The organism is Sphaerotilus sp. (assembly GCF_031429695.1).
In the GTDB taxonomy this organism is placed as follows: Bacteria; Pseudomonadota; Gammaproteobacteria; order Burkholderiales; family Burkholderiaceae_C; genus Sphaerotilus.
Map to the genome: position 1 here is coordinate 23367 of NZ_JANPAB010000008.1, position 15532 is coordinate 38898.

At 66.5% G+C, this 15532-nt stretch carries 10 protein-coding genes; 3 read left to right on the forward strand and 7 right to left on the reverse strand.

What is annotated here, in order from left to right:
• The first annotated feature begins 82 nt into the window (after positions 1-82).
• Positions 83-853, forward strand: a complete 771-nt coding sequence (locus RMP06_RS01085; protein ID WP_310459929.1) for a 3-hydroxybutyrate dehydrogenase — start codon at positions 83-85, stop codon at positions 851-853.
• 18 nt (positions 854-871) lie between these two features.
• On the opposite strand, the gene RMP06_RS01090 is transcribed toward RMP06_RS01085, so the two are convergent.
• Positions 872-1609, reverse strand: coding sequence for an SIMPL domain-containing protein (locus RMP06_RS01090; RefSeq protein WP_310459930.1), 738 nt, complete (start codon positions 1607-1609; stop codon positions 872-874).
• 182 nt (positions 1610-1791) lie between these two features.
• Between RMP06_RS01090 and ompR the strand changes: the two genes are divergently transcribed.
• Both ompR and RMP06_RS01100 read left to right on the forward strand, forming a co-directional pair.
• The gene (gene ompR / locus RMP06_RS01095; protein WP_310459931.1) at positions 1792-2526 is read left to right on the forward strand and encodes an osmolarity response regulator transcription factor OmpR; all 735 of its coding nucleotides are present in this window, start codon (positions 1792-1794) and stop codon (positions 2524-2526) included.
• A 118-nt stretch (positions 2527-2644) separates the two neighbouring features.
• Positions 2645-4060 (forward strand): sensor histidine kinase, encoded by a 1416-nt coding sequence (locus tag RMP06_RS01100; RefSeq protein WP_310459932.1) that lies wholly within the window; start codon positions 2645-2647, stop codon positions 4058-4060.
• Between the two features lie 26 nt (positions 4061-4086).
• Here the strand turns inward: RMP06_RS01100 and RMP06_RS01105 are convergent, their stop codons facing one another.
• From RMP06_RS01105 to glgB, 6 genes are all read right to left on the reverse strand, one after another.
• Positions 4087-6570 (reverse strand): glycogen/starch/alpha-glucan phosphorylase, encoded by a 2484-nt coding sequence (locus RMP06_RS01105; protein WP_310459933.1) that lies wholly within the window; start codon positions 6568-6570, stop codon positions 4087-4089.
• 65 nt (positions 6571-6635) lie between these two features.
• Positions 6636-8102 carry a glycogen synthase GlgA gene (gene glgA, locus RMP06_RS01110; RefSeq protein ID WP_310459934.1) on the reverse strand — a complete coding sequence of 489 codons (1467 nt, stop codon included), beginning with the start codon at positions 8100-8102 and terminating at the stop codon, positions 6636-6638.
• A gap of 27 nt (positions 8103-8129) precedes the next feature.
• A complete protein-coding gene (gene glgC, locus RMP06_RS01115) occupies positions 8130-9404 on the reverse strand; it encodes a glucose-1-phosphate adenylyltransferase (protein WP_310459935.1) in 1275 nt (424 codons plus the stop codon).
• Positions 9405-9478: 74 nt separating this feature from the next.
• Entirely contained in the window at positions 9479-11113 is a 1635-nt protein-coding gene (locus RMP06_RS01120; protein WP_310459936.1) for an alpha-D-glucose phosphate-specific phosphoglucomutase, read from the reverse strand.
• A gap of 58 nt (positions 11114-11171) precedes the next feature.
• Positions 11172-13259, reverse strand: coding sequence for a glycogen debranching protein GlgX (gene glgX, locus RMP06_RS01125; protein WP_310459979.1), 2088 nt, complete (start codon positions 13257-13259; stop codon positions 11172-11174).
• Positions 13259-15520: a 1,4-alpha-glucan branching protein GlgB gene (gene glgB / locus RMP06_RS01130; RefSeq protein ID WP_409050070.1), complete on the reverse strand. Its 2262-nt coding sequence runs from the start codon at positions 15518-15520 to the stop codon at positions 13259-13261. The genes glgX and glgB overlap by 1 nt, the downstream gene beginning before the upstream one ends.
• Positions 15521-15532 lie beyond the last annotated feature (12 nt).

A 15532-nucleotide genomic window follows, 5' to 3' on the forward strand; every position in this document is an offset into this window, starting at 1 on the left:
AGACGGCATCGGGAATGGTGTCAGGGACGGCTCGGATTCGCGCCCGATAATGGATGTTAACCAACCACCAGAGGATGAATTCATGCTGAAAGGTAAAACTGCCTTGGTCACCGGCTCCACCAGCGGGATCGGGCTGGGCGTGGCGCTGTGCCTGGCACGTCAGGGCGCCAACGTCATTCTCAATGGCTTCGGCGACGTGGACGGCCCGAAGGCGGCGGTGGCGGCGCTGGGCGTGCAGGTCGGCTACCACGGGGCAGACATGAGCAAGCCCGCCGAGATCGCGGCGATGATGGCTTACGCGCAGACCGAGTTCGGCGGCGTGGACATTCTGGTGAACAACGCCGGTATCCAGTACGTGGCACCGATCGAAGAGTTCCCCATCGAGCGCTGGGACGCGATCATCGCCATCAACCTCAGCTCCACCTTCCACACGACGCGGCTGGCGCTGCCGTCCATGCAGGCGAAGAACTGGGGCCGCATCATCAACATCGCGTCGATCCACGGCCTGGTGGCGTCCACGCAGAAAGCGGCCTACGTGGCGGCCAAGCACGGCGTCGTCGGCCTGACCAAGGTGACCGCGCTGGAAAACGCCACCACCGGCGTGACCTGCAACGCCATCTGCCCGGGCTGGGTGCTGACGCCGCTGGTGCAGAAGCAGGTCGATGCCCGCGCGGCCAAGGACGGTGTGGACAACGCGGAGGCCGTGCGCCGCCTGCTGGGTGAAAAGCAGCCCTCGCTACAGTTCACCACGCCGGAAGAGCTGGGCGAACTCGCGGTCTTCCTGTGCTCGCCCGCCGCCAACAACGTGCGCGGCGTGGCCTGGAACGTGGACGGCGGCTGGACGGCCCAATAACGCAGCCGGGCCATCCGGTCAGCGCGTCAGCGTCACCGTTCCCTGCACGGTGGCGCTGAGCAGGCCCTTGCCGCCTTCGGTGGGCAGTGGCGCAGCATCGGCCTGGACGGCGCTGGACCGCATCATCACGACCGGCGGGCGCCCACCGAGTTCGCTGTCGCTGGTCTGTACATTCACCTCGCGCAACTGGTAGCCGCTGTAGCCGAACTGGCGTGCCATCTCGTCGGCGCGGCTGCGGAATTTCTGGATCGCCTGCGCCGTGAGCGTGGATTCGTGGCGTTCGCGCAACTCGCGGGACAGGCTGTAGCCAGTGCCGACGATGTTCATGCCGGTCAGCTTGCCGGCCGTCGCGGCCACGCGGGCGATGTCCCTGCCCTCCAGCACCAGACCTGCAGTGCCCGTCCAGCCACTGGGTTTTCCATCGCGGCCGTAGCGCAGCGACAGGTTGAAGCCCTCCGTGCGCACCGCCAGCGCGGCGGGATCGGCCGCCTTGCGCGCTTCGTTCAAGGCGGTGTCGAGCACCTGCTTGAGCGCCGACTGCACCACGGCGGCGTCATTGCCCTCGCGCATCGCCTGCAAGGACACGGTGAGCACGTCGTGCGCGATCTCCAGGCTGGCGCTGGCGCTGAAGGCGAGCTGGTGGGCGGGCGGGCTGTCCGCGGCCACGGCGGCAAGTGGTGCGACGCAGGCCAGACTGAGTGCTGCCAGCGTCCTGGGCCAATGCGGGCGGCTGCGGCTGTTGTTCATCGGGGTCATCGGGTGTCCTTCAAGCGTGGATTGGGTAGTTTCAACGATTGGGGGTCAGCGAAAGGTCGGGAATAATTCACGCTTGACAGCGATGAGCCAGAGCGCAATAAATGTAACAGGGGGTCAGACTGGATGAAAAAGTTGGCGGACCTGCGCAGAATCGCCACTGTTACAAATTCGGAGCACGCCTCATGACCACCGCCAACGCCTTGCGCACCGACCGAATCGTCGTTGTGGACGACGACGCCCGCATCCGCGACCTGCTGCGCCGCTACCTCACTCAGGAAGGGTTCGAGGTGCTGCTCGCCGAAGATTCCAAGGCGCTGAACCGCATCCTGACCCGCGAAACCATTGACCTGATCGTGCTGGACCTGATGCTGCCGGGCGAAGATGGTCTGTCGATCTGCCGCCGCCTGCGTGCCGCCAACGACCTGACGCCGATCATCATGCTCACGGCCAAGGTCGAGGATGTGGACCGCATCGTTGGCCTGGAAGTCGGCGCCGACGACTATCTGCCCAAGCCCTTCAACCCGCGCGAACTGCTCGCCCGCATCCACGCCGTGCTACGCCGCCGTCCGGTCATGGAAGCGCCCGGTGCGCCGTCGCGCGACGCGCAGACCGTCATCTTCGGCCCCTTCGAGTTCGATCTGGCCCTGCGCCGCCTGACACGCGAAGGCGAAGTCATCTCGCTGACCACGGGCGAGTTCTCGATGCTCAAGGCCCTGGTGCGCCACCCGCGCCAGCCGCTCAGCCGCGACAAGCTGGCGCAGCTGGCCCGCGGCCGCGAGTTCGAGCCCTTCGACCGCAGCCTGGACGTCCAGGTCTCCCGCCTGCGCAAGATGATCGAGCCGGACCCCTCGCAGCCGCGCTACATCCAGACCGTCTGGGGTGTGGGCTATGTGTTCGTGCCGGATGGTGCTGCGTGATTTCCCCGCCCCTGATACATTTGGTTTCATTTTCTGCAACCATCATCTGTAGTCAGGGGATCCACTGCGAGCGGCTCGGCCAGCGCGTGGTGACTAACCGACGTTGCTGACCCCTTTCATGGCCTCCACGAGTTCTTCTTACCCCCCACCCCAAGCCTCCCGCGAGTCGCTGTTCAGTCTGCTGGCCCGTGGACTGGGCACGGTCGTGCGCCGCTACATGCCGATGAGCCTGTTCTGGCGCACGTTCCTGCTGCTGTCGCTGATGCTCGGAGTCGGCATCCTGGGTTGGGTCTACACGCTGCGCTTCCTCGAACTGGAACCCCGCGGCGTGCAGGCCGCTCAGCAGATCGCCAGCCTCGTCAACCTCTCGCGCGCCGCGCTGCGCTATACCGATCAGGTCAACCGGGTGGCGCTGGTCAAGAACATCGCCGAGCAGGAGGCCGTGAAGCTGCAGCCACGCGAACCGAATGACCGCTGGGAACCCTTCGAGATCGACCGCTTCACCCGCGCCATCGGCTCGGAATTGCGCAGCCAGCTAGGGCCCCAGACCATCATCGCCAGCAGCGTGAACGGCAAGTCCGGTCTCTGGGTCGGCTTCCTGATCGAAACCGACAATTACTGGCTGCAGGCAGACCGCGGCCGGGTCCAGCCTGCCGTCACCGGCAAGACGACGTTTGCCGTGATGGGCCTGACCTTCCTGCTCACGCTGGGCGGCTCGGCGCTGATCGCTGGTCTGATCAACCGCCCGCTGCGCCAGTTGTCGATCGCCGCCAGCCGCATCCGTGACGGCGAGTACACCCCCAGCCTCGACGAGAACACCACGACCCGCGAGATCCGCGAGGTCAACCGGGGCTTCAACCGCATGGCCCGCGAGCTGGCCAAGATCGAGGACGACCGCGCGGTGATGCTGGCCGGTATTTCGCATGACCTGCGCACGCCGCTGGCGCGCATCCGGCTGGAAACCGAGATGAGCGTCTACGACGAGGAGGCCAAACGCAACATGGCCGCCGACATCGACCAGCTCGACGCCATCATCGACAAGTTCATGGACTACGCCCGGCCGACGGAGGTCAAGCTCATGCCGATCGTGCTGGCCGTGCTGCTCGACACGGTGATCCGGCGCGTCAACGGCGACCACCTGAAGGTCGTCGCCCGCGTGACCACCGACGTGCGGGTACTGGCCGACGAAACCGATCTCGACCGTGTCTTCGCCAACTTGTTCGAAAACGCCCGGCGCTATGCCCAGACTGAGGATGGTGTCGCGCGGGTCACTGTGACCTATGCACGCTCGGGCGAGTGGGTGCTGGTCAGTGTGCGCGATGAAGGCCCGGGAGTGAGTCCGGAGCAATTGGCGCGGCTGACCACACCGTTCTACCGCGGTGACAAGGCGCGCACCCATACCCATAGCACGGGCGCTGGCCTCGGCCTCGCCATCGTGGACAAGACGGTCACGCGCATGGGTGGGCAACTGGAGCTGAGCAATGCCTCCGGTGGCGGCTTCGTGGCTTATGTGAAGCTGCGCAAGGCGCCCTGACGGCGGGGGCGCCTTGCCTGCGGCGTTCAATCCACCGTGTGCGGCGTGGGTAGCAGCACTGGCTTCGAGTGCCAGATACCGTGTGCGTACTCGGCAATCGTGCGATCGGACGAAAAGGCGCCCATCCCTGCAATGTTCAGAACCGCCCGACGCGACCACTCGTCCGCATTCCGGTAGAGCGCATCGACCCGGTCCTGCGTCGCCACGTAGTCGGCGTAGTCGGCCAGCAGCAGGTAGTGGTCACCCCAGTTCACCAGCGCGTCGAAGATCGGCTGGAAACGCGCCGGCTCGGACGGGCTGAACATGCCGTTGCGGATCGCGTCCAGCGTGGCCCGCAGTTCGGCGTTCGACTCGTAGCAGGTGCGCGGCTGGTAGCCCTGGGCGCGCAACTCGGCCACCTGCGGCGTGGTATTGCCGAAAATGAAGAAGTTCTCCGCCCCCACCTGCTCGCACATTTCCACATTGGCGCCATCCAGCGTACCGATGGTCAGCGCACCGTTCAGGGCGAACTTCATGTTGCCGGTGCCCGAGGCTTCGGTGCCAGCGGTGGAAATCTGCTCTGAGAGGTCTGCTGCCGGAATGATGACCTCGGCCAGACTCACGCTGTAGTTCGGGATGAACACCACCTTCAACCGGCCGCCGACGCGCGGATCGTTGTTGACCGTCGTGGCGACATCGTTGATGAGCTTGATGATCAGCTTGGCCTGGTGGTAGGCCGACGCCGCCTTGCCGGCGAACACGACCACGCGCGGCACCCACTGCGCATCCGGATTGGCCAGGATGCGCTGGTAGCGGGTGATGACGTGCAGCACGTTGAGGAGCTGGCGCTTGTACTCGTGGATGCGCTTGACCTGCACGTCGAACAGCGCGTCCGGGTTCAGATCGACACCGAGCTGCTTCAGCACGAGGCGGGCCAGCCGCTCCTTGTTCTGGCGCTTCACCTTGCGCACGGCGCCCAAGAAACCGGGTAGCTCGATCGCGTGGCGCAGCCCTTCCAGCTGGTCGAGCTGCCGGCGCCAGCCGCGCCCGAGCCGCTGGTCAAGCAGCGCCGCCAGGCCCGGATTCGCCTGCGCAAGCCAGCGGCGCGGGGTCACGCCATTGGTCTTGTTGTTGAAACGCTCGGGCCAGAGCGCGGCAAAGTCGGCAAAGATCGACTCCGTCATCAGCTGCGAGTGCAGCGCCGAAACACCGTTGATCGAATGGCTGGCGACCACCGCCAGATAGGCCATGCGCACCCGCCGCTCGCCCGACTCGTCGATCAGCGACAGCTTGCGCATCAGCTCCGGCTGATGGCCGTACGCAGCGCTGACATCGCCGAGGAAGTGTGCGTTGATGTCGAAGATGATGCGCAGGTGCCGCGGCAGCACGCGGCTGAACATCTCCACGGGCCAGGTTTCCAGCGCTTCATGCATCAGCGTGTGGTTGGTGTACGAGAACACCTTCTGGCACAGCGTCCACGCTTGCAGCCACGGCACGCAGTGCTCGTCCACCAGCAGACGCATCAGCTCCGGAATCGCCAGCACCGGGTGCGTGTCGTTCATGTGGATGCTGACCTTGTCCGGCAGCGCGTCGAAGCCGGTATGTGTGCGCAGGTAGCGGCGCACCAGATCCTGCAGGCTGGCCGAGACAAAGAAATACTCCTGCCGCAGCCGCAGCTCGCGACCTGAGGGCGTCGAGTCGTCCGGGTAGAGCACGCGCGAGACATTCTCGGAGTGGTTCTTGCCCTCGACTGCACCGAAGTAGTTGCCTTGGTTGAAGGCCCGCAGGTTCATCTCTTCGGTCGCCTTGGCAGACCAGAGCCGCAATGTGTTGGTCGCCTCGGTGCCATAGCCGGGGATGATGGTGTCGTAGGCCATCGCCAGCACGTCGTCGGTGCCGACCCAGCGCACCGTCTCGCCATGCTGCTCCAACTGACCACCAAACCGCACCCGGTACTGCACCTCGGGCCGCGGAAACTCCCACGGGTTGCCGGTGGTGAGCCAGTAATCCGGCGCCTCGACCTGCCGCCCCTCGACGATCTGCTGGCGGAACATGCCGTAGTCGTAGCGGATGCCGTAGCCGAAACCCGGCACGCCCAGCGTCGCCATCGAATCCAGGAAACACGCCGCCAGCCGCCCAAGGCCGCCGTTGCCCAGCGCAGCATCCGGCTCCAGATCGAACAGCTTGTCAGTGTCGATGTTGACATCCAGCTCCGACAACGCCTGCCGGATCGTCGGCATCAGCTCCAGCGCGAGGATGGCGTTGGAGAACGTCCGGCCGATCAGGAACTCCATCGAGAGGTAGTAGACGCGCTTCACATCCTGCGCGTACTGGGCGCGGGTGGTCTTCATCCAGCGCTCGACGAGGTGGTCACGCACGGCGTAGGACACCGCGTGCAGCCAGTCCTGCGGCAGCGCCGAGACGGGATCCTTGCCAACGGTGTACATCAGCTTGTTGGAAATCGCGCGCTTGAAGGCGGGCACGTCGCGGGCGAGGTGGTCGTACTGGTGTTCGAACTGGGTCAGGTCCATGATCGGAATCGATTGCGTCAATACAGATAGGTGAAGAGTGAGGAGTGAGGGAGCCCCAGGCGCCGTCAGCCCTGCACTTGCTGGTACAGCGCCTCGTACTGCCGGGCGGCATCTGCCCAGCCGAAGCTCTGCTGCATGGCACGGCTGCGCACCGTGGCCCAGTCGGCGGGACGGCGGTGCAGCGCCTGGGCGCGGGCCGTTGCCGTCAGCAGGGCTGCGGCCGAGAAGTCGTCGAACACGATGCCAGTGGCGACCGTGTCGATGGTGTCGAGCTGCGTATCGACCACGGTATCGGCCAGACCACCCACCCGCCGCACGATCGGCAGCGTGCCGTACTTCAAGCCATAGAGCTGCGTCAGCCCGCAAGGCTCGAAGCGCGAGGGCACGAGGATCGCGTCGCTCCCGGCGATCAGGCGGTGGGCAAAGCGTTCGTCATAGCCCAGGCGCACAGCGATCGACGCAGGCTGTGCGGCCGCGGCGTCACGGAACGCCGCTTCCATCCAGGCGTCGCCACTGCCGAGCATGGCGAACTGCCAGCCTTGCGCAACCAATCCGGGCAGCGCCTGCAGCACGAGGTGCAGACCCTTCTGCTCGGTCAGGCGACTGACCACACACACGATCGGCCGGTCAGGGTCGATGGCCAGACCCAGCTCACCTTGCAGCTCGGCCTTGCACAGCGCCTTGCCCGACAGGTCCGTCTGATCGAAGGCCGCCGGCAACAAGGTGTCGACGGCCGGATGCCAGACCGCGTCATCGACCCCGTTGAGGATCCCGGACAAATCGCCTGCCCGCGTGCGCAGCAGGCCATCCAGGCCGCAGCCTTGCTCCACGCCCTGGATCTCCGCAGCGTAGGTGGGGCTGACTGTGGTGAGGCGGTCGGCGTGGTAGAGACCGCCCTTCATGAAACCGAGCTGGCCGTGGAACTCGACCCCTTCGACACCCCAGAACTGCGCTGGCAGTCCCAGCTCGGCGAAATGGTTGGCGGCAAAACAACCCTGGTAGGCCAGGTTGTGGACTGTGAACACGCTGCCGGCCAAGTGCTGGTGGCGCGCCTGCTGGGCAGCACGCAGGTAGACCGGTGCCAGTCCGGCGTGCCAGTCGTGGGCGTGCAGGACAGCGGGGCTCCAGTACGGATCCATGCCCTGTGCGAGTTCCGCCGCCACCCAGCCCAGCAAGCCGAAACGCAGGTGGTTGTCGCCGTAGGCCTGCTGCTGGGCGTCGGCATAAGGACCACCGGGTCGGGCATAGAAACCCGGCGCGTCGATCACGTAGGCGTCGACATCCGCCGCAGGCAGCCGCCCGAAGAGCAGCCGCGCCCGGCCCGCTCCCCAGGACAACCCCGCCGGCGGTGCGAGATCGCAGACGACGACAGCATCCTCCAGCCCGGCCAGGATGGTGTCGAAGCCGGGCAGCAGCACCCGGACCTCGTGTCCACGCGCCTGCAGCGCAGGAGGCAAGGCTCCTGCGACATCGGCCAGCCCGCCCGTCTTGAGCAGCGGAAAGATTTCGGCACAGACTTGAAGGATACGCATCGTCTCGATTTCCGTCTCAGCGGGGCATCAGGCCTGCAGATCGGCCAGCATCTTGCGCGTGACCAGCACGACACCATTCTCGGTGCGGAAGAAGCGCTGGGCATCCAGCACCGGATCCTCACCGACCACCAGGCCATCCGGAACCCGGCAGCGCCGGTCAATCACCACCTTGCTCAGTCGGCAACCGCGCCCGATGTGGACATCAGGTAGCACCACCGCCTCGTTGATCTCGCTGAACGAGCGCACCAGCACGTTCGAGAACAGCACCGAGTTGCGCACCGTCGCACCCGAGACGATGCAGCCACCGGAAACGAGACTGTTGATCGCCTGCCCCGTGCGGCCTTCTTCTTCATGCACGAACTTGGCCGGCGGGAGCTGTTCCTGGTAGGTCCAGATCGGCCAGTCCTTGTCGTACATGTTCAGCTCGGGCGTGGTCGTGGCCAGGTCCAGATTGGCGGCCCAGTAAGCATCGACCGTGCCCACGTCACGCCAGTAGGCCCGCGAGTACGGCGGATTCGCCACCGCCGACATCGAGAACGGATGCGCCAGCGCCTGCTGCTCAGCCACGGCGCGCGGGATCAGGTTCTTGCCGAAGTCGTGCTCGGAATTCGGATCGTTGGCGTCGTCTTCGAGCAGCTTGTACAGGTACTCGGCCGAGAAGACATAGATGCCCATGCTGGCGAGCGACACGTCCGGATTGCCTGGCATCGGCGGCGGATCCGAGGGCTTTTCGACGAATTCGATGATGGACCGGTGTTCATCAATGGCCATCACGCCGAAGCCCTTGGCCTCTTCGCGCGACACCTCGATGCAGCCGACCGTGACGCCACGACCGCTGGCGGCGTGGTCGGCCAGCATGATCGAGTAGTCCATCTTGTAGATGTGGTCCCCGGCGAGCACGACGACGTAGTCCGGTGGCGTCGAGTTGCGGATGATGTCCAGGTTCTGGTAGATGGCGTCCGCGGTACCGCGGTACCAGTGTTCTTCGGTCAGGCGCTGCTGTGCGGGCAGCAGATCGACGAACTCGCCCATTTCGTTGCGCAGGAAACTCCAGCCGCGCTGCAGGTGGCGCAGCAGCGAGTGGGACTTGTACTGCGTGATCACACCGATGCGGCGCATGCCGGAGTTCATGCAGTTCGACAGCGCGAAGTCGATGATGCGGAACTTGCCGCCGAAATGGACGGCGGGCTTGGCACGGCGGTCGGTCAAGTCCTTCAGGCGCGAGCCTCGGCCGCCCGCGAGGACGAGGGCCAGCGTGCGGCGGGCGAGTGTGCGGCTTTCGGCCAGTCGGGTGATGTCCATGGAGGTCTCCTGTTCTTGGTGGTGGGAAACGATATGCGCGAAATGGCGGCGTGGGGAGATGGGAAACCGCAGGGTCAGGTGATGACGGCCGGGGCGTCCTGGCCGCTGAGTTCGCGGATGCGGGCCACGCGGTCCGCCAGTGCGATCAGATCGGCCAGTGCGTCCTGCGTGGGCTGGTCATGCCGCGCGGGATCGGCATCGTACCGTTCCAGGTAGACGCGCAGGGTGGCGCCTTCCGTGCCCGTGCCGGACAGCCTGAACACGATGCGCGCTCCGCCCTCGAAGAGCAGGCGCACACCCTGGCGGCTCGACACCGAACCGTCCACTGGATCGGTGTATGAAAAGTCATCGGCTTGCGTGAGCGTCAGTGCGCCGAACGGTTGACCCGCCAGCGCCGGCAATTGCGCCCGCAGCGCCGCCATCAACGCATCAGCGCGTTCGGTGGGGATGCCTTCCCAGTCGTGGCGCGAGTAGTAGTGGCGCCCGAAGCGCGCCCAGTGCCCGCGCACCAGCGACTCCACCGACTCGCCCGTCGCCGCCAGCAGGTTGAGCCAGAACAGCACGGCCCACAGGCCGTCCTTCTCGCGCACATGGTCCGATCCGGTGCCGTAGCTTTCTTCGCCACAGAGCGTGACGCGGCCCGCGTCCAGCAGGTTGCCAAAGAACTTCCAGCCGGTAGGTGTCTCGTAGCTCGGAATGCCCAGCGCCTTGGCGACCGCGTCGGCGGCACACGAGGTCGGCATCGAACGCGCGATGCCCTTCAGGCCGGCGGCATAGCCCGGCACCTTGGTGGCATGCGCGGCCATCACGGCCAGACTGTCCGACGGCGTGACCACGAAGTCGCGGCCGAGGATCATGTTGCGGTCGGCGTCGCCATCGGAGGCGGCGCCGAAGTCCGGGGCCGCGGCGCCCGTCATGGCCGCGATCAGTTCGGTGGCGTGGGCGGGATTGGGGTCCGGGTGGTAACCACCGAAGTCCTCCAGCGGCTCGCCGTTCACCACCGTGCCGACCGGAGCGCCAAGCAACCCTTCCAGCACCGCCGTGGCATACGGGCCACCCGCAGCGCACATCGTGTCCATGCGCATGCGCTTGCCAGCGGCGAACCAGGCGCGCATCGCCTCGAAGTCGAACAGCGTCTGCATCAGATCGGCGTACAGCGCGACCGAGTCGATCACTTCGACGGCCATGCCACCCAGCATGGTGCGCCCGAGCGTGTCGAGATCGAGGTCTGCGGTGTCGCCCGTGGTCTGGTATGCGGTGATTTCGGTGGTGCGCTGGTAGATCGCTTCGGTGATCTTCTCGGGCGCCGGACCGCCGTTGCCGATGTTGTACTTGATGCCGAAGTCACCGTCCGGGCCGCCCGGGTTGTGGCTGGCCGACAGGATGATGCCGCCATAGGCGCCGCGCTTGCGGATCACGGCACTGGCTGCTGGCGTCGAGAGCAATCCGCCCTGCCCCACCAGCACGCATCCGAACCCATTGGCTGCAGCCATGCGCAGGATGGTCTGCACGGCAACGCGGTTGTGGAAGCGGCCGTCCCCGCCCAGCACCAAGGTCTTCCCGGCGCGGTCCGGCAGGATGTCGAACAGCGACTGCACGAAGTTTTCCAGATAGTGCGGCTGCTGGAAGACCGTGACTTTCTTGCGCAAGCCGGAGGTGCCCGGGCGCTGGCCGACGAATGGCTGGGTGGTAACGGTCATGGCGGACATGGGATGGGTCTCCTTCTTGTGGGGCTTGGGGTCGTTGAACGTTTGCAGGGAATCCAGGCTACTGCGCGCCCGCGTGGCGCACCAGCACCAGCACGCTCCGCGCCGAGCAGACCACCGTGGCCGCGCCGTGTGCAAGGCCGCGCGGGTCAGGCTCGGCCCGCGTACGGGCACTGTCGAACACCACCCGCCAGTCGGCACTGGCCGGAAGCTGGCAACGCCGGTCGTCCGTCTCGGGATTGAACACGAGCAGCACCTGCGCACCGGTGTCCGCGTGCAGTTGCACCAGCAGTGCGCGGTCGGAGGTGGAGCGCCAATCGGCGTCGTGCAGGCGGTGGCCGTCCGGGTGCCACCAGACCACGTCGGTGCGGCCGAATGCATCCGGTTGACCCGCGAGCCACTGGCCGATCCGCAGGGCGGGCAGTTCGCTGCGCAGCGTGGTCAGGCGCCGGGTGGTGGCGAGCAGGTCCGTGTCCAGGCCAGCCCAGTCGAGCCACGACAGCGCGTTGTCCTGGCAGTACGCGTTGTTGTTGCCCTGCTGGCTGTGGCCGATCTCGTCGCCCGCCAGCAGCATCGGCGTGCCCTGCGACAGCAGCAAGGTGGCCAGCAGCGCCCGCTGTAACCGCGCACGCAAGGCCAGCACGGCAGCGGCGCTGGCCTCGCCCTCCACGCCGCAGTTCCAGCTGCTGTTGTGGTGGTGGCCGTCGCGGTTGTGCTCGCCGTTGGCGTGGTTGTGCTTGTGGTCGTAGGTGACGAGGTCGCGCAGCGTGAAGCCGTCGTGGGCAGTGATGAAGTTGACGCTGGCGGTGGGTTGACGGCGGTCGTGGTGGAACTGGGCGCTGGAGCCTGCGAAGCGGTGGGCGAACACGCCGCGGTCCCCCGCGCCACGCAGCCACCAGGCACGGATGGTGTCGCGGTACTGGTCGTTCCACTCGGACCAGCCGGGCGGAAAGGCGCCGAGCTGGTAACCACCAGGGCCGATGTCCCAAGGCTCTGCGATCAACTTGATCCGTGACAGCACCGGGTCGGATTGCAACGCCGCGAAGAAGCCGGACGCTGCGCTGAACTGTCCGTCGCGCCCGCGGGCCAGCACCGGCGCCAGGTCGAAGCGGAAGCCGTCCACGCCGTACGCCTGCACCCAATGCCGCAGCGAGCCGAGCACCAGCTCCACCACCCGCGGCTCGGCCAGATTCAGGCAATTGCCGCAGCCGGTCCAGTTCACGTAGCGGTCGCGCTGCTCGGCCTCCAGGTGGTAGTAGCGGGCATTGGCCAGCCCGCGCATCGACAGCGTCGGGCCGTGTTCGTCGGTCTCCCCCGTGTGGTTGAACACGATATCGAGCACCACCTCCAGCCCCGCTGCATGGGCAGCGCGCACCATCTCGCGGCATTCGGACTCCGGGCTGGTGCCGGGCGTGCCGCTCCAGTAGCGCGGCTCCGGTGCCAGGAAGGCGATGCTCGAATAGCCCCAGTGGTTGCTCAGGCCCTGCTGCTGCAGACGGGCTTCGTCCGCGCGCGCGTGCACGGGCAGCAGGCTCAGGCTCGTCACGCCCAGGCTCTGCCAGTGATCGAGCATCGCGGGATGTGTCAGTGCCGCATAGCTGCCGCGCAGCGCAGCAGGAATATCCGGGTGCAGCATCGTTGTCGAGCGGACATGCAGCTCGCACAGCACGGTGCGGTCGGCGCTGCGGCGTGGGCGTTCGGCGTCGTCCACCGCAGGCGCTGGTGGCAGCACACGGGCCTTGAGCGCCACGCCGGCGTTGTCGCGGATGTCGGGCTGTGTCGGATCGGCTTCGCTGTGGCCCAGGTACAGACTGAGATCGGCATCGGGTGTGCCGCCGTAACGCCCGACCACGGCGTGTGCCCACGGATCCAGCAGCACCTTGGCCGGGTTGAACCGGTGCCCTTGCGCGAGATCCCAAGGGCCGTGGGCGCGCAGGCCATACACCAGACCCGCCGCTGCGCCGCCGAGGCAACCGTGCCAGACCCCGTCGGTGCAGACGGGCAGGTCGTGCCGCACCAGTTCCTGCGCACCGTCCGCACCGAAGACGCAGACCTCCAGCCGTGTCGCATCCGGCGCCCACACGGCGATGTTCACCCCGTGCGGGACCACTGCGGCCCCCAGGGGCCAGGCCGAGCCGCGCTCCATCATCAATCGCACACCAGCATCAGCGTGGCCAGCGGCGGCAGCGTGACGGTGATGGATTGCTCCTGTCCGTGCCACGCCACCGGCTCGCTGCGCATCAGGCCGTTGCCAACACCGGAGCCGCCATACACGGTCAGATCGGTATTGATCAGTTCGCGCCAGACGCCTGCAGTCGGTACCCCGATGCGCCAGCCACGGTGCACCACGGGCGTCAGGCTGCTGATGACCACCACCCGCTGGCCATTGGCCGCACGGCGCTCGAACACCAGCACCGAATGTTCGGCATCCGAATGGTTGATCCACGCGAAACCGTCCTCGCTGACATCGCGCTGGTACAGCGCCGGGTAGTGGCGCTGCACGGCATTCAGGTCACGCACCAGGCGTTGCACACCGGCGTGCAGCGGCTGGTCCAGCAGGTGCCACGGCAGGCTGGCCTCGGCGTTCCACTCGGTGTTCTGGCCGAACTCGCAGCCCATGAACAACAGTTTCTTGCCCGGATGCCCCCACATGAAGCCGTAATAGGCGCGCAGGTTGGCAAACTTCTGCCACGCGTCCCCCGGCATCTTCTGCAGCAGCGAGCCCTTGCCATGCACCACCTCGTCGTGCGAGAGCGGCAGCAGGAAGTTCTCGCTGAACGCGTACATCAGCGAGAAGCGGATCTGGTCGTGGTGGTACTTGCGGTACAGCGGGTCACACGCGAAGTAGCTCAGCGTGTCATTCATCCAGCCCATGTTCCACTTGAAGTGGAAGCCGAGACCGCCGGATTGCAGGTCGGGCGACGGCGGGCGGGTCACCATCGGGAACGCGGTCGACTCTTCGGCCACGGTCATCGCCTCGGGGCGCTGCGTGCCGACGATGTGGTTGACGCGGCGCAGGAACTCGATCGCTTCCAGGTTCTCGCGGCCACCGTCCTTGTTGGGAATCCACTCGCCGTGCTTGCGGCTGTAGTCGCGGTAGAGCATGGAGGCCACGGCGTCCACGCGCAGCCCGTCGATGCCGTAGCGCTCGATCCAGTAGAGCGCATTGCCGACAAGGTAGTTGCGCACCTCGGCCCGGCCAAAGTTGTAGATCAGCGTGTTCCAGTCCTGGTGGAAACCTTCGCGCGGATCGGCATGCTCGTACAGGTGCGTGCCGTCGAAGTTCGCCAGACCGAAGGCGTCGGTCGGGAAATGCGCCGGTACCCAGTCGAGAATGACGCCGAGACCAGCCTCGTGCGCCGCATCGACAAAGGCGCGGAAGTCCCACGGAGTGCCGAAGCGCGAGGTGGGCGCGTACAGGCCCGTCGGCTGGTAGCCCCACGATCCGTCGAACGGGTGCTCGTGGATCGGCAGCAGCTCGATGTGCGTGAAGCCCATGTCACGCACATAGGGCACCAGTTGCTCGGCGAGTTCACGGTAAGTCAGCCACTCGCCTTCGCCGTTGCGCTTCCAGGAGCCGAGGTGAACTTCGTAGATGGAGATCGGGGCGTCCAGTGCGTTGGCACGCTGGCGCTGCTCGCTGATGGCCACGCCGGGCAGCAGGCGCTGGACGACCGATGCGGTCTGCGGCCGGATCTCGGCGCGGAAGGCGAAGGGGTCGGCCTTGGACTGCACGGCCCCGTCCGCGCCCAGGATCTCGAACTTGTAGAGATCGCCCTCGCCCACCTGCGGCACGAACACTTCCCACACGCCGCATTCGTGGCGCAGCCGCATCATGTGGCGGCGGCCGTCCCACTGGTTGAAGTTGCCGACCACCGACACGCGGCGCGCACTCGGCGCCCAGACGGCGAAGCGTGTGCCAGCTACTCCATCGACAGTGTTCAGGTGCGCACCCAGCCACTCGTAGGGCCGGTGGTGTGTGCCTTCGGCGAGCAGATAGATGTCGGTTTCGGTGATCAGAGCGGGGAAGCGGTACGGGTCTTCCAGCTCGGTGGTATGCGCTGGCTGGCCGTCATGGGCACGCCATTGCACGCGCAATCGGTACGCAAACGCATTGCGCCGCCGCGGGATGGCTCCGGTGAACAGGTCGCTGCCATCCTGCCGCGTCAGCTCGCACAGGCAGCGGTCCAGCGTGTCGAGCAGCTCGACCCGCTCCGCCATCGGCAACAGCGCCCGCGCCACCAGCGCCGTGCCAGTGTGGTGCATGCCGAGCACGGCAAACGGATCGCCATGGTCGGCGCGCATCAGCGCAGCCAGCGTGTCGGCGTCGACGCGGCCGACGTCGGGTGTCACGCTCTTGGCGGGTGCCTTGCGGGCGGGGGGCTTTGCTGCAGGAGTCTTGTTCGCCATGGTTCAGGTCTC

Bases quoted from the DNA above. Each gene is read 5' to 3' on its own strand.
- RMP06_RS01085 (WP_310459929.1), top strand. From the start codon at position 83: ATGCTGAAAGGTAAAACTGCCTTGGTCACCGGCTCCACCAGCGGGATC.
- RMP06_RS01090 (WP_310459930.1), bottom strand. From the start codon at position 1,609: ATGACCCCGATGAACAACAGCCGCAGCCGCCCGCATTGGCCCAGGACG.
- ompR (WP_310459931.1), top strand. From the start codon at position 1,792: ATGACCACCGCCAACGCCTTGCGCACCGACCGAATCGTCGTTGTGGAC.
- RMP06_RS01100 (WP_310459932.1), top strand. From the start codon at position 2,645: ATGGCCTCCACGAGTTCTTCTTACCCCCCACCCCAAGCCTCCCGCGAG.
- RMP06_RS01105 (WP_310459933.1), bottom strand. From the start codon at position 6,570: ATGGACCTGACCCAGTTCGAACACCAGTACGACCACCTCGCCCGCGAC.
- glgA (WP_310459934.1), bottom strand. From the start codon at position 8,102: ATGCGTATCCTTCAAGTCTGTGCCGAAATCTTTCCGCTGCTCAAGACG.
- glgC (WP_310459935.1), bottom strand. From the start codon at position 9,404: ATGGACATCACCCGACTGGCCGAAAGCCGCACACTCGCCCGCCGCACG.
- RMP06_RS01120 (WP_310459936.1), bottom strand. From the start codon at position 11,113: ATGTCCGCCATGACCGTTACCACCCAGCCATTCGTCGGCCAGCGCCCG.
- glgX (WP_310459979.1), bottom strand. From the start codon at position 13,259: ATGATGGAGCGCGGCTCGGCCTGGCCCCTGGGGGCCGCAGTGGTCCCG.
- glgB (WP_409050070.1), bottom strand. From the start codon at position 15,520: ATGGCGAACAAGACTCCTGCAGCAAAGCCCCCCGCCCGCAAGGCACCC.